Consider the following 26,121-nt stretch of genomic DNA (forward strand, 5'->3'; position numbering starts at 1 on the left):
CAATGTGGGGAAACTATTCGGCAGCAACAAGGCGCGCCGAACGTGTCCCCGTTGACAGTCCACGAACAAGCGTGGCGACGGCCTGGACGGTATCGGCGGTTGCCTTCCCATCCTTAGTGAGGCTTGTTGCCACCTGATTGACGATTGCGGTGCCGACGACGACGCCATCGGCCGAGCTGCCGATCACCTTTGCATGGTCGGCGGTCTTGACGCCGAAGCCAACGCAAACCGGCAGGTCGGTATGCTGCTTGATGCGCTTGACGGCGCCGGAGACGAGAGATGTATCCGGTAGCGCCGAGCCGGTGATACCGGTCATCGACACGTAATAGACGAAGCCCGATGTGTTCTTGAGAACGGTCGGCAGGCGCTTTTCATCCGTCGTCGGCGTTGCCAGGCGAATGAAATTAATCCCCTTCTTGAGGGCGGGGATGCAGAGTTCGTCATCCATCTCCGGCGGAAGATCGACGATGATGAGGCCATCGATGCCGGCAGCCAGCGCATCATCGACGAACTTGTCCACGCCATAGATATAAATCGGGTTATAGTACCCCATCAATACGATCGGTGTTGCGTCATCGGCTTTGCGGAAATCGGCTGCAAGCTGCAGTGTCTTCTTTAGGGTCTGACCGCCCTTCAGAGCGCGCTGGCCAGCCATCTGGATCACCGGGCCATCGGCCATCGGATCGGAGAAGGGCATGCCGAGCTCGATGACATCGGAGCCCGCCTCCGGCAGGGCCTTCATGATGCCGAGCGAGGTTTCGTAGTCGGGATCGCCGCCCATGAAATAGGTGACGAGTGCCGGCCGGCCTTCCGCCTTCAAATCGGCGAAGCGTTTGTCCATACGTGCGGTCATGACTTACTCACCCATTCCCAGAATCTTGCCGACAGTGAAGATGTCCTTGTCGCCGCGGCCGGAGAGATTCATCAGGATGATCTCGTCCTTGCCCATCTTCGGGGCGCGCTTGATGACTTCCGCCAGCGCGTGCGACGGCTCGAGCGCCGGAATAATGCCTTCGAGGCGGGTGAGCGTCTGGAAGGCTTCGAGCGCCTCATGGTCCATGATCGGAACGTATTCAACACGGCCGATGTCATTCAAGTAGGAATGCTCCGGGCCAATGCCTGGATAGTCGAGGCCAGCCGAAATCGAATGACCTTCCTTGATCTGGCCGTCGCCATCCTGCAGTAGGTAGGTGCGGTTGCCATGCAAGACGCCGGGCGAGCCTGCGGTGATCGAGGCGCAGTGCTCATCGCCATTGAGGCCCTTGCCGCCCGCTTCGACGCCGACGATCTTGACGCTCTCATCGTCGAGGAACGGATGGAAGATGCCGATCGCATTGGAACCCCCGCCTACGGCGGCGATAACGAGATCCGGCAAGCGCCCTTCGGCCTCCAAAATCTGCGCACGAGCTTCGGTGCCGATGACTGCCTGGAAGTCACGGACCATTTCCGGATAGGGATGCGGGCCGGCAGCCGTGCCGATCAGGTAATAGGTATCATCGACGTTGGTGACCCAGTCACGCAGCGCCTCGTTCATGGCGTCCTTGAGCGTGCCATGGCCGGCCGTGACGGGCTTCACCTCGGCGCCAAGCAGCTTCATGCGAAACACGTTCGGCGCCTGACGCTCAACGTCGGTTGCGCCCATGTAAACGACGCAAGGGAACCCGAAGCGGGCGGCAACCGTTGCGGAGGCAACGCCATGCTGACCGGCACCGGTTTCCGCGATGATGCGGGTCTTGCCCATACGCTTGGCGAGCAGGATCTGGCCGATGCAGTTGTTGATCTTGTGCGAACCGGTGTGGTTCAGCTCTTCGCGCTTGAAGTAGATCTTCGCGCCGCCGAGTTCGGCCGTGAGGCGCTCAGCGAAATAGAGCGGGCTTGGGCGGCCGATGTAGTGGGTACCAAGCTGCTTCAGCTCCGCCTGGAATTCCGGATCGTCCTTTGCCTTGTTCCACTCGTCCTGAAGGTCGAGGATCAAAGGCATCAGCGTCTCGGCGACGAAGCGGCCGCCGTAAATGCCGAAACGGCCGTCTTCATCAGGGCCGGAACGGAAGGAATTCGGTTTTGGCGTCTGGTTCACTCTCAACTCCCTGAGGCCGCTTCGGGCTGGCAGGCCCACTCGACCGCATCGAAAAACTCATCGATCATTGCCACATCCTTGACGCCCGGCGCGCTTTCGACGCCGGAAGACGCATCGATCCCGGGCGCCTTGGTCATGGCGAGCGCCTCGGCAATGTTGGCTTTGTTCAAGCCACCGGAAAGCATGTAATCCACATTGTCGTCAAGCCAAGAGAGCAAGCTCCAATCGAAGGAAACCCCGTTGCCACCGGGCAAATCGGATCCCTTCGGGGGCTTGGCGTCGAACAGGAAACGATCGGCAATGCCAATGTAAGCCTCGACCCGCTTTAAGTCGTCGGCCGTCCGCACGGAGAAAGCCTTCATGACCGGCAGTCCATACACCGCCTTTATGGTCAAAACCCGCTCAGGGCTCTCGTCACCGTGCAACTGCAGAATATCCGGCTTCAACAACGCCACGATCTCATCGAGATCGTCGTTGCTCGGATTTACGGTGACGGCAACGATCTTGGCCTTGCCGCGAGCCGGCTCTGCAAGCCTGCCGGCGATATCCGGCTCGATGTAGCGTGGGCTCTTCTCGAAGAAAATGAAGCCGATATGCGTGGCGCCCCTTGCCAAGGCGCGATCGATCGCTTCAGCTGTCTTCAACCCGCAGATTTTGATATCTGGTTTCATGGCAGCGAAGTGACACGAAATACGCTTAGAGTCGAGCCAAATCGCGACAAAAGCTGAATTTTCGAGGCTTCGATCAATCAAAATCGATGGCGTGAAGCTGGCTGCCGTGACGCTTCAACCAGGCTTTTGCCTCTTCCATGTGAGGGCAGAGCTTTTTGCAGAGCGCCCAGAAGCGCGGTCCGTGATTCATCTCCCTGAGATGGGCCACTTCGTGCGCCGCCAGATAGTCAACGACCGACGGTGGCGCCATGACGATGCGCCAGGAAAAGCTTAGATTGCCTTCGGACGAGCAGGATCCCCATCGACTGCGAGTGTCCTTTATGGCGATCGACTTGATCGGTGCATTGATTGATCGGGCGTGCAGCGTTGCCAACCTCTCAAGATCGGCTCGCGCCTCCTTCTTCAGGAAAGCCGCAATGCGTCGCCCGACATGCTCGGGCATCCCGCTGACCTTGAGCACGGGTTTGCCATCGACGACGACGCCCTCCGTCAGCCCGCGAAGGCTGCCCGTATGGTAAATGCGATGAGACACGCCACGGAAAGGAATAGTGCCGCCGTCACGAAGAGAGCCATCAGTGGAGAATTTGGCAAGCTTCGTCAGCAGCCAGCCCTGATGACGGTCAAGGAACGCATTCACCTCCTGCGGTGCTAACCCACTCGGGATCGTCATCTTCAGTGCCCGGCCACCCGGCTCGATACGCAGGGTAATACGGGTCGCCCGCTCGTGTTGCTTGATCGTCAGCGGCATCAGGCGGCCAGCCACGTCAAGCGTTCGGGTCTCCGGCGGAGCCGGCTTCCGAACGCTGCGGCGTGGCTTTACGAGAAGCGGGAACATGGGTTCTTTCTATATGATTCGCCTGTCCTGCAGACAAAGAAAAGCCGGCATCAACGATGCCGGTTCAAGTTTCAGTGCTGAACAGTCCTGGAATTACGGCGTCTGGTATTCTGCTACCGGGCCATTATCGTCACGCTTGGCGTTCTTGCGATCGCGCATGAAGCGGTCGAACTCTTCCTGGTCCTTGGCGCGGCGCAGTTCGCGTACGTAGGAATCGAACTCTTCGCGCATCTCATCCAACTTGCGACGTTCTTCTTCGAGCCGGTCGAGCTCGGCCTTCCGCCAGTCGTCGAAGGCGACGTTGCCCGTCGAGAAATGCGGGCGATAGCGGCCATGCGAACGTCGGCAGCCGGCAAAGAATCCATCCGCGGCATTGTTGGCGTCGCGCTTGAAACCGCGCAGACGCTCCCCGAAGATGATGTAGGCGAGCATGGCCAGACCCAGAGGCCAGAAGACCACGAAGCCGAGGATCATCAGGGCAATGGTAGCCGGAGTCCAATCCGGGCGAAGCAATGCTGACTGGTTCATCGTGCGGTGTCCTCGCATTTTCCGCGCCCGGCAAGATGCCGAGCGCTAGAATCGATGTGGTTACACGGCCAGGAAGCTTCAAGACGGGGCACGTCTAAATCGCACAACACCTTGAAATACAATTACTAATTCAGAATCCACTAAATCAGCTGGACTTACCGCCTTTGATCACCCGCTTTACAGCAGGCTTTCCTATACGCGCATGTTCCCTGACGAAATTGACGATGCGTGGAGCGATTTCGCGGCGGAAGCGCGAGCCGTTAAAGACGCCATAGTGGCCGACATCGGGCTGCAGGTAGTGCATGCGCATACTGTCGGGGATGTTGATGCAGATGGTCTGGGCAGCCTGAGTTTGGCCAACGCCCGAGATATCGTCATTCTCGCCTTCTACGGTCAGAAGGGCAACGTTGCGGATCGCGGCGGGATCGACAAGCTTGCCGCGGTGGACCAATTCGCCCTTCGGCAGCGCGTGCTTGATGAACACCTGGTCGACCGTCTGAAGATAGAACTCGGCCGTCAAATCCATGACCGCCAGATATTCGTCGTAGAAATCACGGTGCTTCTCGGCCGGCTCGCCGTCATTCTTCACGAGATGCATGAAGAATTCCTTGTGCGCGATCACGTGCCGATCGAGGTTCATCGACATGAAGCCGGACAGCTGCAGGAATCCTGGATAGACCGGGCGCATGAAGCCCGGCTGAGGCCACGGCACGTTCATGATCACGTTGTCGGCAAACCACTCCAGCGACCGCTCCTTGGCTAGCTGGTTCACCGCCGTCGGGTTGATGCGCGTATCAATCGGTCCGCCCATCAATGTCATCGAAGACGGCGAAAACGGATCGTTTTCCGCCTCCATCACCGCGGCCGCGGCCAGTACAGGTACGGACGGCTGACAGACGGCGATGACGTGGGTGTCTGGACCGAGGAAGCGCAGCATTTCGATGACGTAGTCGACGTAATCATCGAAATCGAAGTTGCCCTCCGTCATCGGCACCATGCGAGCATCCATCCAGTCCGTGATGTAGATGTCAGCATTTGGCAATAGCGCCTCAACCGTACCGCGCAGCAGCGTCGCATAGTGCCCGGACATCGGCGCAACAACGAGAATGCGCGGGTCTGGCACATGACCACTCGGAACATTGCGGGCGAAATGGAGCAGGCTGCAGAAGGGGCGTGACCAGACAATCTCTTCTCGGACAGCAACCTTTCGGTCGCCGATGACGGTCTCTTTCAGATCGAATGAGGGTTTGCCGTAGCGGCGCGTTGTGCGCTCGAACATTTCGAGACTTGCCGCCATAGTGCGGCCCCAGGGCGTCTGCGAAATGGGATTGAACGGATTGGCATAGACCATGCGCATGATATCGGCGAAAGCACGATAAGGCGCCAATGCAGCATGGTTCAATTCATAAAGCTGATAGAACATGAGATGCGCCACCTTTCTCTAATCTGGAAGACGACGCCGATTGAAAAGGCATCGGATTCTTTCCAACGACGTGCTGGCACCTCAACGCAGATTAACAGGTTTTTGTTGCGCAGCAACATTGGCATCCGCACCGCAAAAAGAAATGCCGGGAAAATTATCCCGGCATGATGGTGCGCTCGAATGCTTAATGATCTCGGAATGGCGTCTCAGCGGTCAGCCGCGAAGGTCTGCTTCTGTGAGCCCAGACCCTCGATGCCGAGCTCAACGACGTCACCGGACTTAAGGAACCGCGGTGGCTTCATGCCCATCCCGACGCCAGGAGGCGTCCCGGTCGAGATGACATCGCCCGGATGCAGGGACATGAACTGGCTGAGATAGGACACCACGTAGGCAACGCCATAAACCATCGTCTTCGACGAGCCGTTTTGCATGGTTTCGCCATTGACCTTCAGCCACATCCCGAGGTTTTGCGGATCCACGATTTCGTCCTTGGTGACGAGCCAGGGGCCGATCGGACCAAAGGTGTCGCACGACTTACCCTTCGTCCATTGACCGGCACGCTCCGTCTGGAAGGCCCGCTCGGAGACGTCGTGGGACACACAATAGCCGGCGACGTAATCAAGCGCATCGGCTTCGCTGACATACTTCGCCGTTTTGCCGATGACGACGCCGAGTTCCACTTCCCAGTCGGTCTTCTCGGAGCCGCGCGGAATGAGGACATTGTCGTTCGGCCCCACGATTGCCGACGTTGCCTTCATGAAGATGACGGGCTCCGGCGGGACGGTTGCGCCAGTTTCCGCGGCATGATCGGAGAAATTCAGGCCGATGCAAATGAACTTTCCGGTTCCGGCAACGCAGGCGCCGATGCGGCCGGGTGCCAATTCCGGCAGGCTCTTCGGGTCAATAGCCTGAAGCTTCGACAAGCCTTCGGGCGAGATCGCTTCGCCGCCAATATCCGCGACATGCGCGGAAAGATCACGGATCTTGCCATCGGAATCGAGCATGGCGGGCTTCTCATGGCCAGTCTCTCCAACACGCATAAGCTTCATGAAATTCCTCCTCAGAAAAAGCGACGTTATGATCACCTATGAACGACATATTCACCGGTGTCATTACGGCTTTTTGGCGAAGCGGTACGCAGCTCCAGAAAATTTCCGTAGATCCAGCCTTTCCGACGATCAATCTTTGACCAGGCCCCACCCGCAAGAAGATCAGTTTCCTTTCATCACTTTGCGACGCGTGCGCAGCTAGTGACAAGAGAGACTTGCGCTCTCCCAGCAAGCGACCATCGCTTGCCAAGCGCCTCTGATGAAGCCTAAGACAAGCGGGAAGGAGCTTGATATGCAAGGTCGACTATCGCCAGCGCCCATGCCAGCAAGTATCTTCTCTGCCAAAAACTCAACATCCACTAGGATATGTGAGAAACCGCACTCGGAAGCGCAATGACAAAGAGCAATAGCCGTGAATCCCAATATGCGATCGACCCGTTGTTCCTCGACCGCTGGTCACCTCGCGCCTTTACCGGAGAAGTGATTGATGAATCGGTTCTTTTGACAATTCTCGACGCAGCGCATTGGGCACCGTCGTCCGCCAATCAGCAACCCTGGCGTTTTGTCTATGCACTCAATGGCTCGGAGGACTGGAGCAAGTTCGTCGACCTTTTGGTCGAGTCGAACCAGGAGTGGGCGAAAAACGCTTCGGCGCTCATCTACGTTGTTTCAAGGAGTTTCAACGGCGACTTTTCCGAAGGAAGGAAGAGCTACACGCACTCGTTCGACGCCGGCACCGCCTGGGGCTATCTCGCGCTGCAGGCCCGGCTTTCAGGCTTCTATGCCCACGGCATGGGCGGCATCAAGCACGAGGAAATCCACAAGGCGTTCTCGATTCCCGACAGCTACCGGGTCGAGGCAGGCGTAGCGGTTGGTCGCCTTGCCGACAAGAGCGTGCTTTCAGAGCGCAACCAGGAGCGGGAAGTTCCGAGCCAGCGCAAGCCTCTTTCCGAGGTCGCCTTCCGCGGCAAGTTCATCGCGAACTAGGATTTATAAAGCAAAGCCCCACGTCGAAGCGCGGGGCTTTGGATACAAATCTGAGGTTTCGATATCTTAGATATCGAGGTTTGCGACGCTGAGTGCGTTGTCCTGGATGAACTCCCTGCGCGGCTCGACTTCATCACCCATCAAGCGAGCGAAGAGGCCATCGGCATCCGTAGCGTCGGCAACTTTGACCTGGAGCAGTGAACGAACGTTCGGATCCAACGTCGTTTCCCAGAGCTGTTCGGCATTCATTTCGCCGAGACCCTTGTAACGCTGCATCGTCAACCCCTTGCGACCGCTTGCGAAAATCGCGTCCAGAAGTGCTCGGGGGCCGGAAATTTCCATGTTGCCGTCGCGCCGGGAGAGCGATGGAGGTGTCTGATAGATTTCCTTCAGTCGAGCCGACAGCTGATCGATAAGCCTTGCGTCCTGCGAGCCGATCAAGGCCATGTCAAGGACGACGACTTCCTTGACGCCACGCACCATGCGCTCGAGCTTGAGGCCGCCTTCGCTGGTCACGCCCCCTTCCCAACCCCGCTCGGTGTCTTCCGCAATCAGATCGAGCCTGCTGGCAACTTCGCCAGCCAGCTGTTCTGCTCTCCCGCGGTCGCTGACCGCTTCGGCATTCAGAGCGCCGGCGATCGCTGCCTGTTCGACGACAGCGCGATTGTAGCGCGAATGCAAGTTGTCGAGCAGCGCGCGAAGCCGCAATGCGTCGCCGATCACCTCACCAACGTCCTGCCCTGTGCGCACTTCACCGCTGCCGAGCTTCAAGGCAGCATCTTCCAGGCCCTGGGCAATAAGATAGTCCTCAAGGGCTTTCTCGTTCTTCAGGTACTGGATCGATTTGCCCCGCGAGACCTTATAGAGCGGCGGCTGAGCGATATAGAGGTGGCCGCGCTCGATCAGCTCAGGCATCTGACGGAAGAAGAACGTCAGAAGCAGCGTACGAATGTGGGCGCCGTCGACGTCAGCGTCCGTCATGATAATGATCTTGTGGTAGCGCAGTTTTTCCGCGTTGAATTCGTCCTTGCCGATACCGGTGCCGAGCGCGGTAATCAGCGTACCGATTTCCTGGCTGGACAGCATCTTGTCGAAGCGAGCACGCTCGACGTTGAGGATCTTGCCGCGCAGCGGCAGGATAGCCTGGTTTTCGCGCGAACGCCCCTGCTTGGCCGAACCACCTGCCGAGTCGCCCTCGACGAGGAAGACTTCGGACTTGGCGGGATCGCGCTCCGAACAATCAGCAAGCTTGCCGGGCAGAGAGGCAATGTCGAGGGCACCCTTGCGGCGGGTGAGTTCGCGCGCCTTACGGGCAGCTTCGCGCGCCGCGGCGGCTTCGACCACCTTGCCGACCAGAACCTTGGCTTCCGACGGATGCTCTTCGAGCCACGTGCTCAGCGCTTCGCTGACGAGGTTCTCGACAACGGGGCGAACTTCCGAGGAAACCAGCTTGTCTTTGGTTTGCGACGAAAACTTCGGATCCGGCACCTTTACTGAAAGAACGGCCGTCAGGCCTTCGCGGCAATCGTCGCCAGTCAGGGTCACCTTTTCCTTCTTCGTGATGCCCGACGTGTCGGCGTAGGAGGTAATCTGGCGGGTCAGCGCGGCGCGGAAACCGGCCATGTGCGTACCGCCGTCGCGCTGCGGGATGTTGTTGGTGAAGCAAAGGACGTTCTCGTGGTAGCTGTCGTTCCACCACATCGCGACTTCGACGGTAATTCCGTCCTTCTCCCCGCGGATCGCCACCGGCTTGTCGACAAGCGGCTTCTTGGCGCGGTCGAGATAGGAGACGAAGGCTTCCAGGCCGCCGTCGTAGATCATCTCTTCCTGCTTGATATCCGAATGGCGCTTATCGCTGAGCAGGATGCGGACACCGGAGTTCAGGAATGCGAGCTCGCGTAGGCGATGCTCCAGCGTGCCGTAATCGAATTCGGTCATCGTAAAGGTTTCGGTACTCGGCATGAAGCTGACTTCCGTACCCGTTTCATCGCCAGCGTCTCCAATCATCTTCAATGGTGCGTCGGCCACGCCATGCGTGAAGCTCATTTCATGGATCTTGCCCTGACGGCGGATCTTCAGCCTCAGCCAGACGGAAAGCGCGTTGACGACGGAAACGCCGACGCCGTGCAGACCGCCGGAGACCTTGTAGGAATTCTGGTCGAACTTACCGCCGGCGTGCAGCTGCGTCATGATGACCTCAGCGGCCGACACGCCTTCGCCGCTATGAATGTCCGTCGGGATACCGCGACCGTTGTCGGTGACGGTGACCGACCCGTCGGGATTGAGCGTCACGGTCACGATATCGGCGTGGCCGGCGAGAGCTTCGTCGATCGCGTTGTCGACGACCTCATAAACCATGTGATGAAGGCCGGAGCCGTCATCGGTATCACCGATATACATACCCGGGCGCTTGCGCACCGCATCAAGGCCCTTCAGAACCTTGATCGAGTCTGCGCCATATTCGGTGCTAACGCCGTTTTCCGTCGTGGGTATATCGGTCATACTTTTCGAGAATTTCCCTGTTGTCGGGGCAGAGAAGAGACTTGCGAATCACCTGCCTTTTACATGCCAGAATATAGGGTTTTTGATCGAAGTTCCCAATGCCAGCGGGCTCAAACTGGCCATAAATCAGGGGATTATGACCGTTTTCCGTCCGCTTTTCCGCCGTTTTCGAGAATGCTTGTCAGTTCGCCAAGCGTCGTTTGGTCGAGATCGCGAATACGGCCGGCCAGAAGGTTCGCAAATGCGGTATGTTCGGCCGACAAACCGGAGGTATCCACCACCACGCGGGGGTCGGAAGAACGCGCCAAAAGGAAAAGTTCCTCTGCTTCATCCCAGATGATGTTGAAGTAACCAGCGATCCGCTGGAGCAGATCGAAGCTGGGCAAGCCGCGCTTCCCATGCTCGAGTGCAGAGAGATAGGCCGGAGAGACATTGAGGGCAGCTGCCATCTGCTTCTGCGAGACACCTTTGCGCTCGCGCAGCTTGCGGATCGCCTCGCCGAACGGCGTCACAACCTTTCTCCATGGCGGCGTGACAGCCTGATATAGAGCGCGCCCTCACCCCCGTGATGTTGGGCTGCCGTTTCATAGGATGAGATGAAATAGCGAAACTCGGGCTTCGAAAACCACATCGGGACAGCACGCTTCAGTGCGCCTTCGCTGCCAAGCGAACTGCCCTTGCCGGTAATGACGAGAACATGTCTCATCCCCCGCTCGTGGGCCCTTATGAGAAATTCGAGAAGCAAGATGTGGGCTTCGCTTTGAACCAGCCCATGTAGATCGATACGGGCTTCGAGCGGCAGCCGCCCCTTGGCGATCTTACGTTTGACCGGTCTTTCGAGTGGGTGATGGAGACCTGATCGCGATTTCGGAGCCGGCGGCATAGCTGCGACCAAGCTTTCAGACGATGATTTCGGGCTCGCTGCCCTCCCGCTTTCAGCCTCCGCCTCTGTCAGAAAAGCGTCGAGCTCGGTCAAGTCGTCCTGCCTGCCGGCCATAGGCCGCGTACTACGTGCCACCTTGCCCCAGAGTATCCTTTCATCCGTACTGAGCTTTCGGTCGCGTGCCATCAGGCGAACCTCTCCGCTGCAGCGTTCGGAAGCAGGATAAAGAAGTCGGCATCGTGACGCACTGTTCCTGCAAGGTCCCCCGCTTGGTCCCCGGATCCGGTAAAGATATCACCTCGCGCCGGGCCGACGATAGCCGACCCGGTATCGAGCGCCAGCATCAGCCGCGCGAACGGTCGTCCCCCGTCCAGGTGGACCAGGTTTTCGGAGCGAATAAAGAATGGAAAGCCAAATGTGTGAATGAGCCGGTCAATGGCCAGCGAACGACCGGCAATCAACGGCACTTTTGCCGCCGCAATGGGGCCGGCGTTCAAATCCGCCGACGGAACTTCCCGGAAGAAAATATAGGAACGATTATGCCAGAGAATTTCATCAACCTGACCGGGGTGTGAAGCCAGCCATCGCCGAATGGCCTGCATCGAAATTTTCGAGCGTTCGATTTCTCCGCGCTCGATCAACAACTTGCCAATCGCCGAGAACGGATGTCCGGCCTTCGCTGCATAGGTAATCCGGCCAATGGCGCCGTCCGGATATCGCAGGCGTGCTGCACCTTGCACATGAACAAAGAAGACGTCGACCTTCGACTTTGCCCAGGCAATCTCCAATCCTCGGCCAGCCAGGAAACCCTCGTCAATCTCACGACGATCCGGATAGGCGTCAATTGCGCCATCTGTCAGCCTGCCGAACGCATAGCCACCAGGTAAAGTGGCCGGACGATTACCCTCATCAAGATCGATCAGGTCGTCGGGGCGCCGATAGAAGGGAAAGCGATAGTCTTCGTCCGGTACCGCCGAAACCAAAACCTCAGGCTCATAGAAGGCAGTCACGAAACCCGGACTGCCATCCATTCGGCAAATTCGGAAGGGTCGACAGTGGGATTGGAGGAAAGCCCGGGCATCGGCAGCCGATGAAATCCTCGCACTCCGCGCCGCTTCGAGCAGCGGCAAAAGATCCTGTGCCGTCAACCCGAGCGAGCCCGTCCGGTATGCCTTAACCTCGCTGATCTGCCGGCGACATGCCTCCATTGCTTCAAAAAGGCTGGAGGGATCATCATCCTTCCAGCCTTCCAGATCATCGAAGCTTATTGCTTGCAGGGCAAAGCCCGGGGTTTCCTCACTCATGCTTCCGATTCGGTGGCCACGAGTTTCCAGTTGGGATCCCGCGAACGGGTGTCGCGTGCGAAAGTCCAGAGATCGTTGACCTCCGCGACATTCTCCGCATCGCCATCAATGAGCTTGTCAGTGTTGTCATAGGTGGCTGAGATCAACTGGCTGACGAGGCGAAGCGTAATCTGCACCTCCGTGCCTTTGATTTCGGCGCTGGTGATCTCGGCCTTATCGATACCGACGAAGGTCGACTTCACCTTCTCACCCCTGGATTCACGGTCTGAAATGGCGGCATCGAAGCCGTCATAAACCTCGCGCGATAGGAGGTTCTTCAGAGCCTTGCGATCGCCATCCGCAAACGCCATCACAATCATTTCATAGGCCATTCGGGCGCCGTTCACGAATTCCTTCGGATTGAACGAAGCATCAGCCTTGTTGATTTCCCGGAGCGATTCGTTCAGCGACGTGCCGGCTGGAGCAAAGGCGTCGATTGCGGCAAAACGATCGTCTTCTTCGGCCGACGCATCGCGACGCGGCAGTGTTACTACCTTTCCAGCATCCGGCGAGTCAGGCGCAACGGCGTCGCGCGGCGTGTAAAGATCGCGCGGGGGCTTCTCATTTCCCGTACGGCGACCGAGAACGCTGCGCAGTTGCAGAAAAATCAGCACCGCCGCCACGAGAAAAAACAATGTGATGAAGTCGTTTGAACCCATATCCCGCCGCAGCCGCTGTTAACATCCCTGATTTGTACTCCCATATAGTCCGCCTATACAGATGATTCAAATGGGGTCTGCAACGCGACCCTCCAACGGAGTCCGGCTTAGGCCGGAATTAGACGATGCCCTTGAAGATCCTGCCTGGTTTTCTGCTGCTGCTGCCGCTCGCTGAGATTGCCGGTTTCGTGCTTGTCGGACGGGTGATCGGACTTTGGCCGACGCTGGCGCTGGTCATTCTAAGCTTCATGGTCGGCATGGCCCTGCTCAGGCGTCAGGGCGTCGGAATCCTGCGCCGCATGTCCGCGGAAGGGCGAAACGGCATGGTGCCGGGGCGAGAGCTGCTTCGTCCGGCGATGTTCGTGATTGCGGCATTGTTGCTGATGGTCCCTGGCTTCATCACCGACATCGTGGCGTTGCTGATCTTCATTCCAGCTGTGCGCGATCTCGCCTGGCGGTATGTCAGCCGCCGTTTCGTCGTCGTAGGCCCAACGGGCGGCTTCAGCTCCTCTGGCCGCTCCAAGGACTCGAAGATCGTGGACCTGGACGACGATGACTTTCGGCGCGAGCCGGACGGCAACTCTCCCTGGTCGGGAAAGCATCTGGGCAAGTAGGAGATGGTCGAGGCGGCAAGCTGGCTCAGGGTTGTAAGGCCATGCCCGAAATGATAGAGCGGCACCATCCAATGCCCTCGAGGAAAAGCCAATGGCCGACGAAAACAGCAATAACGGTGCAACGAGCCCGAGCCTTACCATCCTTGCCCAGTACACCAAGGATCTCTCCTTCGAAAATCCGGGTGCTCCGCGTTCGCTGCAGGCGCGTGACAAGGCTCCGGCCATCAACATTAATGTCAACGTCAACGCTAATCCGCTCTCCGATACGGATTTCGACGTCGTTCTGTCTCTGAACGCCGAAGCCAAGGATGGCGACAAGACGGTGTTCCACACTGAGCTCGTCTATGGCGGCGTCTTCCGGATTGCCGGTTTCCCGCAGGAACACATGCTACCGGTCCTCTTCATCGAGTGCCCCCGCATGCTCTTCCCGTTCGCACGTCAGATCATTGCCGACGTCACGCGTAATGGTGGCTTCCCGCCGCTGATGATCGATCCGATTGATTTCTCTCAGATGTTTGCGCAGCGGGTTGCCGAAGAGCAGGCCCGTGCCAAGGTCCAGGCAACCACGAACTAAAAGTTCGCGCATAGCACGCTGGAACAAAATCGAATGCCCGGGCCGCCCCGGGCATTTTTAGTTTGCGAGATCGTATTTTCCCCAGACACCCTTGGCGCCGAGTTTGGCAATGAGCCCCTCATGGGCTTGCTGCTCGGCTTCGCTGAGACGCGGCGCAAGGGGCCGCGGCCGTTCGAGCGTCCCGACGATGATTTCCTCGACCACGATTTCCTGGCCTGCCGAATTGCTCGCGGCGGTTCCGAGGCCAAGGGCGGCCTGACGGCCACCGATCATCTCGATGTAGACATCGGCCAGCAGTTCGGAGTCGAGAAGCGCGCCGTGCTTCGTTCGATGTGCATTGTCGATGCCATAGCGGCGGCAAAGCGCATCGAGCGAGTTGGGTCCCATCGGATGCTTGCGGCGCGCCATCGACAGTGTGTCGAGCACGCGGTCAGGCAGAATCGGCGGCAAATCGAGCCTTGCGAGCTCAGCGTTTATAAAGCCCATATCGAACGTGGCATTATGCGCGATCCATTTCGCGTCGCCAAAGAAATCGATAATTTGCTGCGCAACATCTGCGAACGAGGGCTTGTCCTTGAGGAACTCATCGGTGATGCCGTGAACGGCAAGCGCGTCCGGGTGTACTTTCTGATCGCCCGGATTGATGTAAATATGGATCGTATTGCCGGTCGGAAAATGATTGAAAAGCTCGATGCCGCCGATCTCGATAATGCGGTCCACACGGTTATCGAGGCCCGTGGTTTCCGTATCGAAGATGATTTCACGCATTCAGGAAGTCCCCGCTGGCGAGCCGCCGCTTCAGGTCCGAGATAATCTCGGCGACCCGTGTTCTGGCCGTTTCGATGCTATGCCCGGTATCGATCACATAATCGGCTCTTGCTCGCTTTTCCGCATCCGGCGTCTGGCGCGCAAGAATCATATTGAATTTTTCCACTGTCATTCCCGGCCGCGCAAGTACGCGGTCGCGCTGTATCTGTGGATCACAGCTGACGACCACGATGACATCGACCCTGTTCTCAGCTCCTGTTTCGAACAACAGCGGGATATCGATCAACACCATTGGCGAGCCGCGTTGCCGCTCACGTTCGATGAATTCTAACTCGCGCTTTCTCACAAGCGGATGGACGATGGCTTCGAGGCGTCTGAAGTCGTCCGGGCTTCCGGCCAACTGACGACCGAGCTCTTGCCGATCGACGGCACCGTCCTTCATCGTGCCGGGAAAGGCCGCATCTACAAGCGGCGCTGCCTCGCCGGCGTAGAGGTCATGGACGACCGCATCGGAATCATTCACGGGCACTCCTGCTTCAGCGAAGAGCTTTGCCATGGTTGATTTGCCCATTCCAATCGAGCCGGTCAGTCCAATCCGCAACATCAATGCCTGTCCATATCCTCAATGATGATCGCACGCAGATTCTCGTCGACCGCCGGGCGATGCCCGAACCATTTCTCAAATCCGGGCACGGCTTGGTGCAGCAGCATGCCGAGCCCGTCGACAACAGCGAAGCCTTGCTGTTGCGCCTGCACCAGGAAGGGTGTCATCAGGGGCACGTAGACGATATCCGTTACAACGGCGTCGGAGAGTAGCGGCGAAAAATCGATCCGAGGCGCCCCTTCGCCATCCATACCCAGTGACGTCGTGTTGACGAAAAGACCCGCGCCGCTCATGACTTCAGGTAGCGCAGCCATCGAATGAGCATGTATCTTGGGTCCAAACCGATCCGCTAATTCCTTGGCGCGCTCGACCGTTCTGTTGACTAGATGAATTTCCTTGACGCCTCGATCGCGCAGGGCCTGGATGATGGCTCGGCTTGCTCCTCCCGCGCCGAGGACCACTGCCTTCTCGGCTACATCCCAACCGGAATGCCGCTCATCCAGATTGGCCGTAAAGCCGCGTCCATCCGTGTTCGTCGCCTTTAGCCGGCCGTTGTCCATCCAAAGCGTATTGGATGCGCCCAATTCTTCGGAAAGTTCATCGGGATCGTCGGCAAGTTTGAACGCCATTTCCTTGTGCGGGATGGTGGCATTGCCGCCTACGAAGCCGGATTCGCCGTTCTTCAGAGAATCTACAAAGGCTGCAAAATCGTCAGGCGCAACCTCGTGGGCGCAGTATGAACCAGGCAATCCAAGGGTCTTCAGCCAGTAGCCATGGATGAGAGGCGACCTGGAATGCTTGACGGGAAAGCCCGTGACGAAGGCCTTTGGCTCGAATGTTTCACGTGAATCATGCATCGATGGCACCCAATTCTCTAAGCTTCTCCAACAGCGGCAACATCGGTAACCCCAAGATTGTAAAATAGTCTCCATCGATTTTCGAAAACAATTGAAGCCCCTCTCCCTCGAGTTGATAGGCACCGACGCTGCCGAGTGCCCTCTCCCCCACCCGGTTCAAATGCCGCGCGATGAAATCGGTGGTCAGCGGTCGCATCGTTAGGTCCGCGTGCGAGACATGCTCCCAGACGATGTTGCCGCCGTAGGCAATCGCGATCGCGCTGTTCAGGCGATGTGTCTTGCCCGAGAGCACGCGAAGGTGGGCCGCCGCATCCGCCATGTCCTTTGGCTTGTGGAAAGTCTGCGGCCCAAGCGACATCGTCTGATCGGAGCCGATGACGAAGCACGCCGGAAACCGGTTGCTGACTTCCTTCGCCTTCGCCTTGGCGAGGACGAGCGCCACAGTATCTGGCGTAGCGCCTTCTCGTTCGAGAGGCGCTTCGACCGCGCGCTCGTCAATCTGGGCTGCATGTGCGTCGAAGGCGAGCCCGGCATTTTGCATCAGCATGCGGCGGAACGGGCTGGAGGATGCGAGAATAAGCTTGGGTACCATGGAGCCTCGAACAGGTCTGATGTGACAGCGCTTAACGGAGCTTCGGACGGAGCGCAACAATCGCTGCTGCAGTCTCTTCGATGGAGCGGCGCGTCACGTCGATAAGGGGCCAGTTGTGCCGGGCACAGAGCGACCGCGCGTATTTCAGTTCCTCCGAGATGGCAGCCCGGTCGGTGTATTGCCCGCGGTCAAAGCCAGGAGTTGCTCCCAAAATACGGTTCTCGCGAACCTGCGATATCCGATCGGTCGTAGCAATCAGGCAGACAATCAGAGGTTTGGTCGCGGTCAGTAGTCCGTCCGGAAGCGGCACGCCGTGGACAATCGGTATGTTCGCCGTCTTGATGCCGCGATTGGCGAGGTAGATGCTCGTCGGAGTTTTCGACGTCCGGCTGATGCCAATGATGACAACATCGGAGTCATTGTAGTCGTCGGGCATCTGTCCGTCATCGTGATCCATCGTAAAGTTAAGCGCTTCGATGCGTGCAAAGTAGCCAGCATTCATTACGTGTTGCGCACCGACACGACGGCGCGACGGTGCACCAAGATAGATCTGGAAGGCATTCATGACGGGTTCAAGTACGTTGACGGACGCAACACCCATCTCCGTGCAGCGTTGATCGATGAAGGCTGCCAGCTCACGGTCGACAATCGTATAGAGAACGATCCCGGGCTGACTATCGATCGACTGCAGCACCTGCAGAAGCTGCTTGCGATTGCGGACCAACGGGTAAACGTGCTCGATCGGCTGTGCGGCTTTGAATTGTGCCGAAGCCGCGCGGCCGGCAGAAATCAGTGTTTCGCCGGTCGAGTCAGAAATCAGATGCAGATGGAAGAAGTTTGGGCGGTTCTCCACGTTATTATTGGCCACCTGTTGAAAAGACTGGACAGCCGAGAGCTAAGAGACGCGGCGGGGATAAGGCAAGGGAAAACATGCCACCTTTTCCACAAATCGAATTTCGCGGAAGCTCAAAAAAGTCGCTTGTTGGTTCTGTGGATAGTTGGTGGCCGTTCCACGAAAGTCGATACCTTTTCCACAGTTCCGCCCGAACTTGCAGTTCACTATCCGATTGTAACTATTCTCATATTTCCGCCTATCCACGATTTGCGTATAGCGGTTCTCAGTTTCCTCCCTTTGGCGCGGCGGCAGCGCGACAAAACGCTCCGGTAGTGGATCGATTTTAATCCTTGATAGAAACAGACTCTAAGAAATAGAAACCTTTTAAATTATCTTTGATTTTTTATAGGGAAGAGAAGCGTGGGAGACAGCCGCCGGAAAATCATGAGGGTCTTGGACGGCGAGACACTCAGCCCCCCTCCAATCTGGCTGATGAGGCAGGCCGGACGATACCTTCCCGAGTATAAAGAAACGCGCGCGAAGGCAGGAAGTTTCCTGGACCTTTGCTATACGCCTGACCATGCCGTTGAGGTAACGCTCCAACCCATTCGTCGCTATGGTTTTGATGCAGCCATCCTCTTTTCCGATATTCTCGTGATTCCGGATGCGATGAAACGTAACGTTCGCTTCACGGAAGGGCATGGACCGGAGATGGATCCGATCGATGAAACCGGAATCGGCCGACTGGAGTTCGACCACGTCGTCGACTACCTCAAACCGGTTCTCGAAACAGTTGAGCGTCTTCGAAATGAGCTGCCTGCCGAGACGACTTTGCTCGGCTTCTGTGGCGCTCCGTGGACGGTGGCGACTTATATGATAGCCGGTCACGGAACGCCCGATCAGGCCCCTGCCCGGCTCTTCGCCTACAAACATCCGAAAGCTTTCGAACACCTGCTTGCTGTTTTGGCGGAAGTGTCAGCCGACTATCTCGTCGCGCAGATCGATGCCGGGGCCGACGCTGTGCAGATTTTCGATTCCTGGGCCGGTGTTCTCGGTGAGCGGGAATTCGAGGCATTCGCGGTGAAGCCGGTCGCGCGGATGATCGCCTCCATAAAGGCACGACGGCCGAATGCCCGGATAATCGCCTTTGCAAAGGGCGCCGGCTTCCTGCTGAAGAGCTATCGTCAGCAGACGAAGGCGGATGCGATCGGTCTCGACTGGTCGGTGCCACTGAATTTCGCTGTAGAGCTGCAGAAAGACGGTGCGGTTCAGGGTAACCTCGATCCGATGCGCGTGGTGGCCGGTGGCCGAGCTCTGACGGATGGTATCAACGATATCCTCGACAAGCTCGGTAACGGCCCGCTGATCTTCAATCTCGGTCATGGGATTACCCCCCAGGCGAACCCTCAAAATGTCCAGCTGCTCGTGGACCATGTCCGCGGTTGGAGGCGATAGCGCATGGAGAAGCAGACCGATGAGAAACCTGGCGCCTACGCACGTCGCCGGGCGCATTTCGCGATCCTATTCTTTGCACTTCTGGCTGTGGGGTTATTTCTCTGGAATCCGGATGATCTCTACCTTTGGATCAAGGCGCTTCATATCATAGCGGTGATTTCGTGGATGGCCGGCCTCTTCTACATGCCGCGCCTCTTCATCTATCATACCGATGCCGAGCCGGGTTCAACGCAGTCGGAAACCTTCAAGGTCATGGAGCGCCGTCTTCTGAAGGTGATCATGAACCCGGCAATGATGCTGACGTGGATTCTTGGCCTCTATCTTGCCTGGTCGGTCTACGGCTTCCAGGGAGGATGGTTGCATGCAAAGATCGGTCTCGTCGTACTTCTGACAGCCGTGCACGTCTTCTTCTCACGCGCCGTCAAGGCGTTTGAGCGTGATGAAAACCGCCGGTCTGCACGCTATTGGCGTTTCATGAACGAGGCGCCGACCCTATTGATGATCGGGATTGTTATCCTCGTCGTCGTCAAACCGTTCTAAAGAGTCGTTGTCGGTTTAAATTTGCTTGATTTTAAGCAGCCCCCTTGCGGCGGTGAACCTTACTCGCTATTTTCCCTCCACCTCATCCTTGTGGCATGTATGTAAAGTTTGATCGTCTGCGATCTCTTCGCAGGACCGGTTACAGCCTCGACATCGCCTTCCCCCCAGAATTTAAGAGTAATGGTCACTTCATGGCTGAAATGAAGCTTCAAGAACTTAAGAGTAAGTCCCCGACGGATCTGCTGGCGTTTGCCGAATCGCTCGAGGTCGAAAATGCAAGCACCATGCGCAAGCAGGAACTGATGTTTGCGATCCTGAAGGTGCTTGCCAGCCAGGATGTGGAGATTATCGGCGAAGGTGTTGTTGAGGTTCTCCAGGATGGTTTCGGCTTCCTGCGGTCCGCCAACGCCAATTATCTTCCGGGTCCCGACGATATCTATATCTCGCCCTCCCAAATTCGCCGCTTCTCGCTAAAGACTGGCGATACCGTTGAAGGCCCGATCCGTGGACCGAAGGAAGGCGAGCGCTACTTCGCACTGTTGAAGGTCAACACAATCAATTTCGACGATCCCGAAAAGATTCGTCACAAGGTGCATTTCGATAACCTGACACCGCTCTACCCCAATGAACGTTTCAGGATGGAGCTGGAGGTTCCGACCTCCAAGGATCTTTCGCCGCGCGTCATTGACCTTGTTGCGCCGCTGGGCAAGGGGCAACGTGGACTGATCGTCGCGCCGCCGCGCACCGGTAAGACCGTTCTTCTCCAGAATATCGCTCATTCAATTACGGCGAATCATCCCGAGTGCTATCTCATCGTTCTCCTCATCGACGAGCGTCCCGAGGAAGTGACGGACATGCAACGCTCCGTTCGCGGGGAAGTCATTTCGTCAACCTTCGACGAACCGGCCGTGCGCCACGTTCAGGTGGCGGAGATGGTCATCGAAAAGGCCAAGCGCCTCGTTGAGCATGGCCGCGACGTTGTCATCCTGCTTGATTCGATCACCCGCCTCGGTCGCGCCTATAACACTGTCGTACCCTCTTCCGGTAAGGTCCTTACCGGTGGTGTCGATGCTAACGCCCTGCAGCGCCCCAAGCGTTTCTTCGGCGCGGCCCGCAATATTGAAGAGGGCGGATCGCTCACGATCATCGCCACAGCTCTCATCGATACCGGTAGCCGCATGGACGAAGTTATCTTCGAAGAATTCAAGGGCACCGGTAACTCGGAAATCGTCCTCGACCGCAAGGTTGCCGACAAGCGTATCTTCCCGGCGATGGACATCCTGAAGTCCGGAACACGTAAGGAAGACTTGTTGGTACCGCGCCAGGACCTGCAGAAGATCTTCGTGCTGCGGCGTATCCTTGCGCCGATGGGCACGACCGACGCAATCGAATTCTTGATCGACAAGCTGAAGCAAACGAAGAATAATCCAGACTTCTTCGACTCTATGAACACCTAATCCTTAGCCGGTTTCACCAAGGTAAGCCGGTCACAGCGTGGCCGGTTTTTTCTTTTTATACAGCTGTTATCTTCAGCCTTGCACTGGAGAAGGAAAATGCTGCCCAACATGGACACAATATTCGCGCTGTCGAGCGGTGCCGTCCCTGCCGGTCTCGCGGTGGTTCGAATCAGCGGCGCTGATGTCCCTAAAGTTCTGGCCTCACTGATTGGCGCGCCACCCCCGGCTAGACAAGCAGCACTGAGGTCGATTCGGACTCGTAATGGTCTGGTGATTGACACCGGGCTCGTTCTATATTTCCCGGCGCCGCATTCATTCACGGGCGAAAGCGTCGCAGAGATACACCTCCACGGCGGCCGCGCCGTGGTTGATGCTTTACATCGGGAACTTGCGGAATTCGAGAATTTAAGACCAGCGGCGCCGGGAGAATTTTCGCGACGCGCCTTCGAAAATGGCAAGCTGGATCTAATCGAAGTCGAGGGTCTGGCAGATTTGATTGCAGCCGAAACGGAGATGCAGCGGCGGCTAGCTGTCGAGCAGAGCTCCGGCGGCCTTTCATCGGTTTACTACGGATGGGCGGATCGGCTGACGCGCGCCCGCGCCCTAATCGAAGCAGAGCTTGATTTTCCAGACGAGGAGGACGTGCCGGGTTCCGTATCGGATCAAGTATGGGCCGGCGTGGCGAACCTCGTCACGGAGATGCGCGAGCATCTTCTACAGCTCGAGGCTGGTGAGATTATCCGTGACGGTTTCAAGGTTGTTATCGCCGGCAGACCGAACGCCGGTAAGTCCAGCCTGATGAACGCCTTGGCTAAGCGCGACGTTGCGATTGTCACCGATATCGCCGGGACAACAAGGGACGTGCTGCACGTTGATCTGAACATGGACGGCTACCTGGTCAAACTCTACGACACGGCAGGCCTTCGTGACGCAGCGGAGAGAGTTGAACGCGAGGGTATCCGACGGGCCGAGAAGGCGATCTCCGAAGCCGACCTCTTGATCTTTGTCGAGGATATGTCGTTAGATTCCGCAACGGACACGTACCCTGAGGGTGCGTTGCTGGTCGGCGCCAAAAGCGACTTGCCCCGTAAGAGTATGAATGACTATGATCTCGTCATCTCGGCGACGGACGGAACCGGCCTGGGAAGACTGCGCGAGCTGATTGTCGAGCGCCTTAGAGCCAAAGTGCATCCACAGTCGATGGCTATCCCGAGCCGGACGCGTCACAAGGATTCGTTGGCGAAATCGCTCTCGGCTTTGGAGACTTCGCTACTAAACCCCACGCGAGGGTTGGATCTGCGCGCCGAAGACCTAAGAGCGGCCGGTGATGCACTGGGGCGTGTGACAGGACGTGTCGACGTGGAGAACTTGCTCGACGTGATCTTCGGAGAGTTCTGCATCGGAAAATGATTCACGTGAAACATCCGAATCGGTGCCGCCGCAGAGCGGTTTCACGTGAAACGCCTTGACTCGTTGCAACACTTCGATCATCACCGGACAATCTCAGGAGCTCGAAGAATGAACACCTCACGGTTCGATGTCATCGTCATCGGCGGCGGACATGCCGGATGCGAAGCCGCTGCGGCCGCTGCGCGTCTTGGTGCCAAGACGGCGCTGGTCACGCATCGCCGGGAGACGATCGGTATCATGTCATGCAATCCGGCGATTGGAGGACTTGGTAAAGGTCACCTGGTTCGAGAGATCGACGCCATGGATGGACTGATGGGACGGGTGGCTGACGCCGCCGGCATTCAATTTCGTATGTTGAACCGGAAGAAGGGGCCAGCGGTTCGCGGCCCGCGCACCCAAGCCGATCGCAGGCTGTATCGAGAAGCGATGCTCGCGGAAATCGAAAGCGTCGAAAATCTTACCGTCGTCGAAGGTGATGCGTTCGATCTGACGATAATAGAAAATCGTGTTGCAGCGGTTGTCATGAAAGATAGCCGGATTCTTTCCTGCGGCTCTGTGGTGTTAACCACCGGAACTTTCCTACGCGGTCTTATTCACATCGGCGAAAAGAAGATACCGGCTGGTCGCGTTGGTGAGGAGCCGTCGCTTGGCCTCTCTCATACGCTTCTGAGCCTAGGTCTGGGGCTTGGACGCCTCAAGACCGGTACCCCGGCGCGCCTGGATGGCACTACCATCGATTGGCAGAGTGTTGGCCGACAGGGTGCTGATGACGAGCCCGTCCCGTTCTCGTTCATGACAGATCAGATCGTGAACCCGCAGATCGAATGTGGCGTCACACGTACCACCGAGGCAACACATCGGATCATCGTTGAGAATCTCACGCGATCCGCAATGTACTCGGGTCAGATTGAGGGAGTCGGCCCGCGTTACTGTCCGTCAATCGAGGACAAGCTGGTGAAGTTCGGCGAACGCGACGGACATCAGGTTTTTCTTGAGCCTGAGGGTCTCGACGACAGGACGGTCTATCCCAATGGAATCTCGACCTCACTGCCTGCCGAGATCCAGGACACATTCATTCGAACGATTCCCGGTCTTGAGCGCGTTCAGATTCTGCAGCCGGGTTACGCGATCGAATACGATCATGTAGATCCTCGCGAACTGAAGCCGTCGCTGGAAGTTAAGAAGATGCCTGGATTGTTTCTGGCTGGGCAAATCAACGGTACAACGGGCTATGAGGAAGCGGCAGCTCAGGGTCTCGTCGCCGGTATCAATGCCGCCCGCCTGGCTGGCGGCCAGAGCGAGGTTCTCTTTAGTCGCACTGATTCGTACATCGGGGTGATGGTCGATGACCTAACATCTCGCGGTGTTGCTGAGCCATATCGGATGTTTACGTCCCGTGCCGAGTATCGTTTGTCGCTGCGGGCAGACAACGCAGATGTACGCCTCACGCCGTTGGCTATTCAGATCGGGAGTGCTTCATCCCGCCGCCGTGATCGCTTTCAAGCCTATAGTGACGCGTTGGAGCGGGGCCGCTCGCACCTTAAGGCACTGTCAGTGACCCCAAACGAGGCCGGCCGCTTTGGACTGAAGTTGAATCAGGATGGCCAGCGCCGCTCAGCTTACGATCTTCTGTCGTATCCCGATTTTAGCTTGCAGGATCTTCGGCAGATTTGGCCCGAGCTGTCGCGTATTGACAGTCGGGTGGCTGATGCCCTGGAGATAGAGGCGGGCTATGCAGTCTACATGCAGCGGCAATCAGCTGATATCGCGCACGTGAAGCGTGATGAGGACCTGACGATACCGGACGACTTTGACTTCAGTGTCCTCGCCGGTCTATCCAACGAGTTAAAGTCTAAGTTGCACAATACGCGCCCATACAACGTCGCGCAGGCCGCTAAGATCGACGGCATGACGCCAGCCGCCATCTGCTTGTTGCTCGTTCACTTGAGACGTGGTGTCTTTAGCGCCGCGGCATCAGGCTGAAGCGCCTATTGCAATTTACGAGAGTCCTATCATGCACCTAAACGGTCGGCGTGTTTCACGTGAAACACAGGAGCGCCTTGAACATTTCGTGGGCCTTTTCCAAAAGTGGGCAAAGGCTATCAATCTCACTGCGCCGTCCACGCTAAATGACGCGTGGAACCGACATATTGCGGACTCCGCACAAGTCTTTCAGATCCAATCGTCGCCTTTCAGCTGGGTTGACCTCGGTAGCGGCGGCGGCTTCCCCGGCGTTGTAACGGCTATTATGCTCGCCGAACTTGGTGGTGGATGGGTCCATTTGGTTGAGAGCAACCGCAAGAAGGCTGCGTTTCTCCGCACAGCACTTCGCGAGACCGATGCTCGAGGGTCCATACACATTGAGCGAATCGAAGACGCTCCGCCGATTATCGAAAACTGCGATTTTGTCTCTGCTCGGGCTCTTGCAGACCTCACAAAGCTCCTGACCTATGTCGAGCCATGGTCGCAGAAGAATGTGAATCTTCGTGCTTATTTCCATAAAGGACGGGATTACCGCACCGAGATCGAGAAAGCGCGTGGTGAGTGGCGATTCGATCTGTTAGAACATAAGAGCGCTGTCGAAGTGGATTCCGTGGTTCTGGAGATCTTCAACATTCGACGCTTGGCTTAACAGATCGGGCTTTGGCTATGGCTGGCGAACGAAATCGTATAATCACCATTGCAAATCAGAAAGGCGGCGTTGGTAAGACCACGACCGCTATCAACCTGGCTACTGCCCTGGCTGCGATCGGCGAGCGGGTTTTGATTGTTGACCTCGATCCACAAGGCAACGCCAGCACCGGCCTCGGTATTGACCGGAAGCATCGCCGGCTATCTTCCTATGACTTGCTTTTGGGCGATTGCTCTGTGGAGGAGGTGGCGCAGGAGACTGCAGTACCCAACCTCTATATAGTGCCTTCGACAATGGATCTGCTCGGTGTCGAAATGGAAATCGCGAGCCAAAATGATCGCGTCTTCAAGCTGAAGAAGGCTCTCGCCAAAGAGGATGCTTTCCGCTTCTCCTATATTCTTGTCGATTGCCCACCCTCCTTCAATCTGCTGACGATGAATGCGATGGCTGCGGCGCATTCAGTGCTTGTGCCGCTGCAATGCGAGTTTTTCGCCCTCGAGGGTCTTAGTCAGCTCCTGGAGACTGTTGATCAGGTTCGACGTACCGTTAACCCCAACCTCGATATCCAAGGCATCGTGCTGACAATGTTCGATTCTCGCAACAATCTGGCGCAACAGGTTGTTAACGATGTGCGCACCCATCTCGGAGAAAAAGTCTACCATACGTTGATTCCGCGAAATGTACGCGTTTCGGAAGCGCCGTCCTATGGAAAGCCGGCAATTCTGTATGATCTGAAATGTGCGGGGAGCCAGGCGTATCTCCAGTTGGCATCTGAGGTTATCCAGCGCGAGCGCCAACGTCTCGCCGCGTGATTTGAAGAAAGAAT

At 57.4% G+C, this 26,121-nt stretch carries 27 protein-coding genes; 10 read left to right on the forward strand and 17 right to left on the reverse strand.

What is annotated here, in order from left to right:
- Nucleotides 1–13: 13 nt before the first annotated feature.
- The 7 genes from trpA to FHT77_RS10190 all read right to left on the reverse strand — a co-directional run bounded on the left by trpA (nt 14) and on the right by FHT77_RS10190 (nt 6,583).
- Complete coding sequence (gene trpA, locus FHT77_RS10160) at nt 14–853, reverse strand: tryptophan synthase subunit alpha (protein WP_183754859.1); 840 nt, start codon at nt 851–853, stop codon at nt 14–16.
- A gap of 3 nt (nt 854–856) precedes the next feature.
- Nucleotides 857–2,077 carry a tryptophan synthase subunit beta gene (gene trpB / locus FHT77_RS10165; RefSeq protein WP_183754861.1) on the reverse strand — a complete coding sequence of 407 codons (1,221 nt, stop codon included), beginning with the start codon at nt 2,075–2,077 and terminating at the stop codon, nt 857–859.
- A 2-nt stretch (nt 2,078–2,079) separates the two neighbouring features.
- Nucleotides 2,080–2,748: a phosphoribosylanthranilate isomerase gene (locus FHT77_RS10170; RefSeq protein ID WP_183754862.1), complete on the reverse strand. Its 669-nt coding sequence runs from the start codon at nt 2,746–2,748 to the stop codon at nt 2,080–2,082.
- A 73-nt stretch (nt 2,749–2,821) separates the two neighbouring features.
- Nucleotides 2,822–3,583 (reverse strand): M48 family metallopeptidase, encoded by a 762-nt coding sequence (locus FHT77_RS10175; RefSeq protein ID WP_183754864.1) that lies wholly within the window; start codon nt 3,581–3,583, stop codon nt 2,822–2,824.
- Between the two features lie 93 nt (nt 3,584–3,676).
- Nucleotides 3,677–4,111, reverse strand: coding sequence for a DUF2852 domain-containing protein (locus FHT77_RS10180; protein WP_114714233.1), 435 nt, complete (start codon nt 4,109–4,111; stop codon nt 3,677–3,679).
- A 145-nt stretch (nt 4,112–4,256) separates the two neighbouring features.
- Complete coding sequence (locus tag FHT77_RS10185) at nt 4,257–5,534, reverse strand: polyhydroxyalkanoate depolymerase (RefSeq protein WP_183754866.1); 1,278 nt, start codon at nt 5,532–5,534, stop codon at nt 4,257–4,259.
- Between the two features lie 206 nt (nt 5,535–5,740).
- Nucleotides 5,741–6,583 carry a fumarylacetoacetate hydrolase family protein gene (locus FHT77_RS10190; protein WP_183754868.1) on the reverse strand — a complete coding sequence of 281 codons (843 nt, stop codon included), beginning with the start codon at nt 6,581–6,583 and terminating at the stop codon, nt 5,741–5,743.
- Between the two features lie 393 nt (nt 6,584–6,976).
- Between FHT77_RS10190 and FHT77_RS10195 the strand changes: the two genes are divergently transcribed.
- Nucleotides 6,977–7,570 carry a nitroreductase family protein gene (locus FHT77_RS10195; protein WP_183754870.1) on the forward strand — a complete coding sequence of 198 codons (594 nt, stop codon included), beginning with the start codon at nt 6,977–6,979 and terminating at the stop codon, nt 7,568–7,570.
- 66 nt (nt 7,571–7,636) lie between these two features.
- Here the strand turns inward: FHT77_RS10195 and gyrB are convergent, their stop codons facing one another.
- The 5 genes from gyrB to FHT77_RS10220 form a co-directional block, all read right to left on the reverse strand.
- The gene (gene gyrB / locus FHT77_RS10200; protein ID WP_183754872.1) at nt 7,637–10,072 is read right to left on the reverse strand and encodes a DNA topoisomerase (ATP-hydrolyzing) subunit B; all 2,436 of its coding nucleotides are present in this window, start codon (nt 10,070–10,072) and stop codon (nt 7,637–7,639) included.
- Between the two features lie 134 nt (nt 10,073–10,206).
- Complete coding sequence (locus FHT77_RS10205; RefSeq protein ID WP_183754875.1) at nt 10,207–10,584, reverse strand: helix-turn-helix domain-containing protein; 378 nt, start codon at nt 10,582–10,584, stop codon at nt 10,207–10,209.
- A complete protein-coding gene (locus FHT77_RS10210) occupies nt 10,581–11,141 on the reverse strand; it encodes a Smr/MutS family protein (protein WP_183754877.1) in 561 nt (186 codons plus the stop codon). The genes FHT77_RS10205 and FHT77_RS10210 overlap by 4 nt, the downstream gene beginning before the upstream one ends.
- Entirely contained in the window at nt 11,141–12,259 is a 1,119-nt protein-coding gene (locus FHT77_RS10215; RefSeq protein WP_183754879.1) for a murein transglycosylase A, read from the reverse strand. The genes FHT77_RS10210 and FHT77_RS10215 overlap by 1 nt, the downstream gene beginning before the upstream one ends.
- On the reverse strand, nt 12,256–12,957 hold the full coding sequence (locus tag FHT77_RS10220; RefSeq protein WP_183754881.1) for a Tim44/TimA family putative adaptor protein: 702 nt from the start codon (nt 12,955–12,957) through the stop codon (nt 12,256–12,258). Before FHT77_RS10220 ends, FHT77_RS10215 begins: the two co-directional genes overlap by 4 nt.
- Nucleotides 12,958–13,082: 125 nt before the next feature.
- Between FHT77_RS10220 and FHT77_RS10225 the strand changes: the two genes are divergently transcribed.
- On the forward strand, nt 13,083–13,571 hold the full coding sequence (locus tag FHT77_RS10225; protein ID WP_183754883.1) for an FxsA family protein: 489 nt from the start codon (nt 13,083–13,085) through the stop codon (nt 13,569–13,571).
- Nucleotides 13,572–13,662: 91 nt separating this feature from the next.
- Nucleotides 13,663–14,145 carry a protein-export chaperone SecB gene (gene secB / locus FHT77_RS10230; protein WP_016556856.1) on the forward strand — a complete coding sequence of 161 codons (483 nt, stop codon included), beginning with the start codon at nt 13,663–13,665 and terminating at the stop codon, nt 14,143–14,145.
- 57 nt (nt 14,146–14,202) lie between these two features.
- On the opposite strand, the gene dnaQ is transcribed toward secB, so the two are convergent.
- Genes dnaQ through FHT77_RS10255 form a run of 5 tightly spaced genes read right to left on the reverse strand, consistent with a single transcriptional unit; the run spans nt 14,203 to nt 17,819 of the window.
- On the reverse strand, nt 14,203–14,913 hold the full coding sequence (dnaQ, locus tag FHT77_RS10235; protein WP_183754884.1) for a DNA polymerase III subunit epsilon: 711 nt from the start codon (nt 14,911–14,913) through the stop codon (nt 14,203–14,205).
- The gene (gene coaE, locus FHT77_RS10240) at nt 14,906–15,517 is read right to left on the reverse strand and encodes a dephospho-CoA kinase (RefSeq protein WP_183754886.1); all 612 of its coding nucleotides are present in this window, start codon (nt 15,515–15,517) and stop codon (nt 14,906–14,908) included. Before coaE ends, dnaQ begins: the two co-directional genes overlap by 8 nt.
- A complete protein-coding gene (locus tag FHT77_RS10245; protein WP_183754888.1) occupies nt 15,517–16,374 on the reverse strand; it encodes a shikimate dehydrogenase in 858 nt (285 codons plus the stop codon). The genes coaE and FHT77_RS10245 overlap by 1 nt, the downstream gene beginning before the upstream one ends.
- Entirely contained in the window at nt 16,367–16,966 is a 600-nt protein-coding gene (locus FHT77_RS10250) for a Maf-like protein (protein ID WP_183754890.1), read from the reverse strand. Before FHT77_RS10250 ends, FHT77_RS10245 begins: the two co-directional genes overlap by 8 nt.
- A 31-nt stretch (nt 16,967–16,997) precedes the next feature.
- The gene (locus tag FHT77_RS10255) at nt 16,998–17,819 is read right to left on the reverse strand and encodes a pyruvate, water dikinase regulatory protein (RefSeq protein WP_183754892.1); all 822 of its coding nucleotides are present in this window, start codon (nt 17,817–17,819) and stop codon (nt 16,998–17,000) included.
- Between the two features lie 402 nt (nt 17,820–18,221).
- On the opposite strand from FHT77_RS10255, the gene hemE reads away from it, so the two are divergent.
- The 7 genes from hemE (at nt 18,222) to FHT77_RS10290 (ending at nt 26,107) form a co-directional block, all read left to right on the forward strand.
- Nucleotides 18,222–19,256, forward strand: coding sequence for a uroporphyrinogen decarboxylase (gene hemE / locus FHT77_RS10260; protein WP_183754894.1), 1,035 nt, complete (start codon nt 18,222–18,224; stop codon nt 19,254–19,256).
- A gap of 3 nt (nt 19,257–19,259) precedes the next feature.
- A complete protein-coding gene (gene hemJ / locus FHT77_RS10265) occupies nt 19,260–19,796 on the forward strand; it encodes a protoporphyrinogen oxidase HemJ (protein ID WP_183754896.1) in 537 nt (178 codons plus the stop codon).
- 191 nt (nt 19,797–19,987) lie between these two features.
- Nucleotides 19,988–21,253 (forward strand): transcription termination factor Rho, encoded by a 1,266-nt coding sequence (gene rho / locus FHT77_RS10270; protein WP_183754898.1) that lies wholly within the window; start codon nt 19,988–19,990, stop codon nt 21,251–21,253.
- Nucleotides 21,254–21,349: 96 nt separating this feature from the next.
- The gene (gene mnmE / locus FHT77_RS10275) at nt 21,350–22,663 is read left to right on the forward strand and encodes a tRNA uridine-5-carboxymethylaminomethyl(34) synthesis GTPase MnmE (RefSeq protein WP_183754900.1); all 1,314 of its coding nucleotides are present in this window, start codon (nt 21,350–21,352) and stop codon (nt 22,661–22,663) included.
- Nucleotides 22,664–22,771: 108 nt separating this feature from the next.
- Nucleotides 22,772–24,646, forward strand: a complete 1,875-nt coding sequence (gene mnmG, locus FHT77_RS10280) for a tRNA uridine-5-carboxymethylaminomethyl(34) synthesis enzyme MnmG (protein ID WP_183754902.1) — start codon at nt 22,772–22,774, stop codon at nt 24,644–24,646.
- Nucleotides 24,647–24,677: 31 nt separating this feature from the next.
- The gene (gene rsmG / locus FHT77_RS10285; protein WP_183754904.1) at nt 24,678–25,295 is read left to right on the forward strand and encodes a 16S rRNA (guanine(527)-N(7))-methyltransferase RsmG; all 618 of its coding nucleotides are present in this window, start codon (nt 24,678–24,680) and stop codon (nt 25,293–25,295) included.
- A 17-nt stretch (nt 25,296–25,312) separates the two neighbouring features.
- Entirely contained in the window at nt 25,313–26,107 is a 795-nt protein-coding gene (locus FHT77_RS10290) for a ParA family protein (protein ID WP_183754906.1), read from the forward strand.
- Nucleotides 26,108–26,121 lie beyond the last annotated feature (14 nt).

It is taken from the genome of Rhizobium sp. BK181, assembly GCF_014193305.1.
GTDB lineage: Bacteria > Pseudomonadota > Alphaproteobacteria > Rhizobiales > Rhizobiaceae > Rhizobium.

Excerpts from the sequence above, each read along its gene's own strand:
- FHT77_RS10195 (WP_183754870.1), top strand. The coding sequence starts at position 6,977 with ATGACAAAGAGCAATAGCCGTGAATCCCAATATGCGATCGACCCGTTG.
- FHT77_RS10190 (WP_183754868.1), bottom strand. The coding sequence starts at position 6,583 with ATGAAGCTTATGCGTGTTGGAGAGACTGGCCATGAGAAGCCCGCCATG.
- FHT77_RS10180 (WP_114714233.1), bottom strand. The coding sequence starts at position 4,111 with ATGAACCAGTCAGCATTGCTTCGCCCGGATTGGACTCCGGCTACCATT.
- rho (WP_183754898.1), top strand. The coding sequence starts at position 19,988 with ATGGCTGAAATGAAGCTTCAAGAACTTAAGAGTAAGTCCCCGACGGAT.
- FHT77_RS10185 (WP_183754866.1), bottom strand. The coding sequence starts at position 5,534 with ATGTTCTATCAGCTTTATGAATTGAACCATGCTGCATTGGCGCCTTAT.
- FHT77_RS10245 (WP_183754888.1), bottom strand. The coding sequence starts at position 16,374 with ATGCATGATTCACGTGAAACATTCGAGCCAAAGGCCTTCGTCACGGGC.
- FHT77_RS10225 (WP_183754883.1), top strand. The coding sequence starts at position 13,083 with ATGCCCTTGAAGATCCTGCCTGGTTTTCTGCTGCTGCTGCCGCTCGCT.
- trpA (WP_183754859.1), bottom strand. The coding sequence starts at position 853 with ATGACCGCACGTATGGACAAACGCTTCGCCGATTTGAAGGCGGAAGGC.
- FHT77_RS10170 (WP_183754862.1), bottom strand. The coding sequence starts at position 2,748 with ATGAAACCAGATATCAAAATCTGCGGGTTGAAGACAGCTGAAGCGATC.
- coaE (WP_183754886.1), bottom strand. The coding sequence starts at position 15,517 with ATGTTGCGGATTGGACTGACCGGCTCGATTGGAATGGGCAAATCAACC.
- FHT77_RS10290 (WP_183754906.1), top strand. The coding sequence starts at position 25,313 with ATGGCTGGCGAACGAAATCGTATAATCACCATTGCAAATCAGAAAGGC.
- mnmG (WP_183754902.1), top strand. The coding sequence starts at position 22,772 with ATGAACACCTCACGGTTCGATGTCATCGTCATCGGCGGCGGACATGCC.
- dnaQ (WP_183754884.1), bottom strand. The coding sequence starts at position 14,913 with ATGCGTGAAATCATCTTCGATACGGAAACCACGGGCCTCGATAACCGT.
- hemJ (WP_183754896.1), top strand. The coding sequence starts at position 19,260 with ATGGAGAAGCAGACCGATGAGAAACCTGGCGCCTACGCACGTCGCCGG.
- FHT77_RS10210 (WP_183754877.1), bottom strand. The coding sequence starts at position 11,141 with ATGGCACGCGACCGAAAGCTCAGTACGGATGAAAGGATACTCTGGGGC.
- secB (WP_016556856.1), top strand. The coding sequence starts at position 13,663 with ATGGCCGACGAAAACAGCAATAACGGTGCAACGAGCCCGAGCCTTACC.
- FHT77_RS10175 (WP_183754864.1), bottom strand. The coding sequence starts at position 3,583 with ATGTTCCCGCTTCTCGTAAAGCCACGCCGCAGCGTTCGGAAGCCGGCT.
- mnmE (WP_183754900.1), top strand. The coding sequence starts at position 21,350 with ATGCTGCCCAACATGGACACAATATTCGCGCTGTCGAGCGGTGCCGTC.
- rsmG (WP_183754904.1), top strand. The coding sequence starts at position 24,678 with ATGCACCTAAACGGTCGGCGTGTTTCACGTGAAACACAGGAGCGCCTT.
- gyrB (WP_183754872.1), bottom strand. The coding sequence starts at position 10,072 with ATGACCGATATACCCACGACGGAAAACGGCGTTAGCACCGAATATGGC.
- FHT77_RS10220 (WP_183754881.1), bottom strand. The coding sequence starts at position 12,957 with ATGGGTTCAAACGACTTCATCACATTGTTTTTTCTCGTGGCGGCGGTG.
- FHT77_RS10250 (WP_183754890.1), bottom strand. The coding sequence starts at position 16,966 with ATGGTACCCAAGCTTATTCTCGCATCCTCCAGCCCGTTCCGCCGCATG.
- FHT77_RS10215 (WP_183754879.1), bottom strand. The coding sequence starts at position 12,259 with ATGAGTGAGGAAACCCCGGGCTTTGCCCTGCAAGCAATAAGCTTCGAT.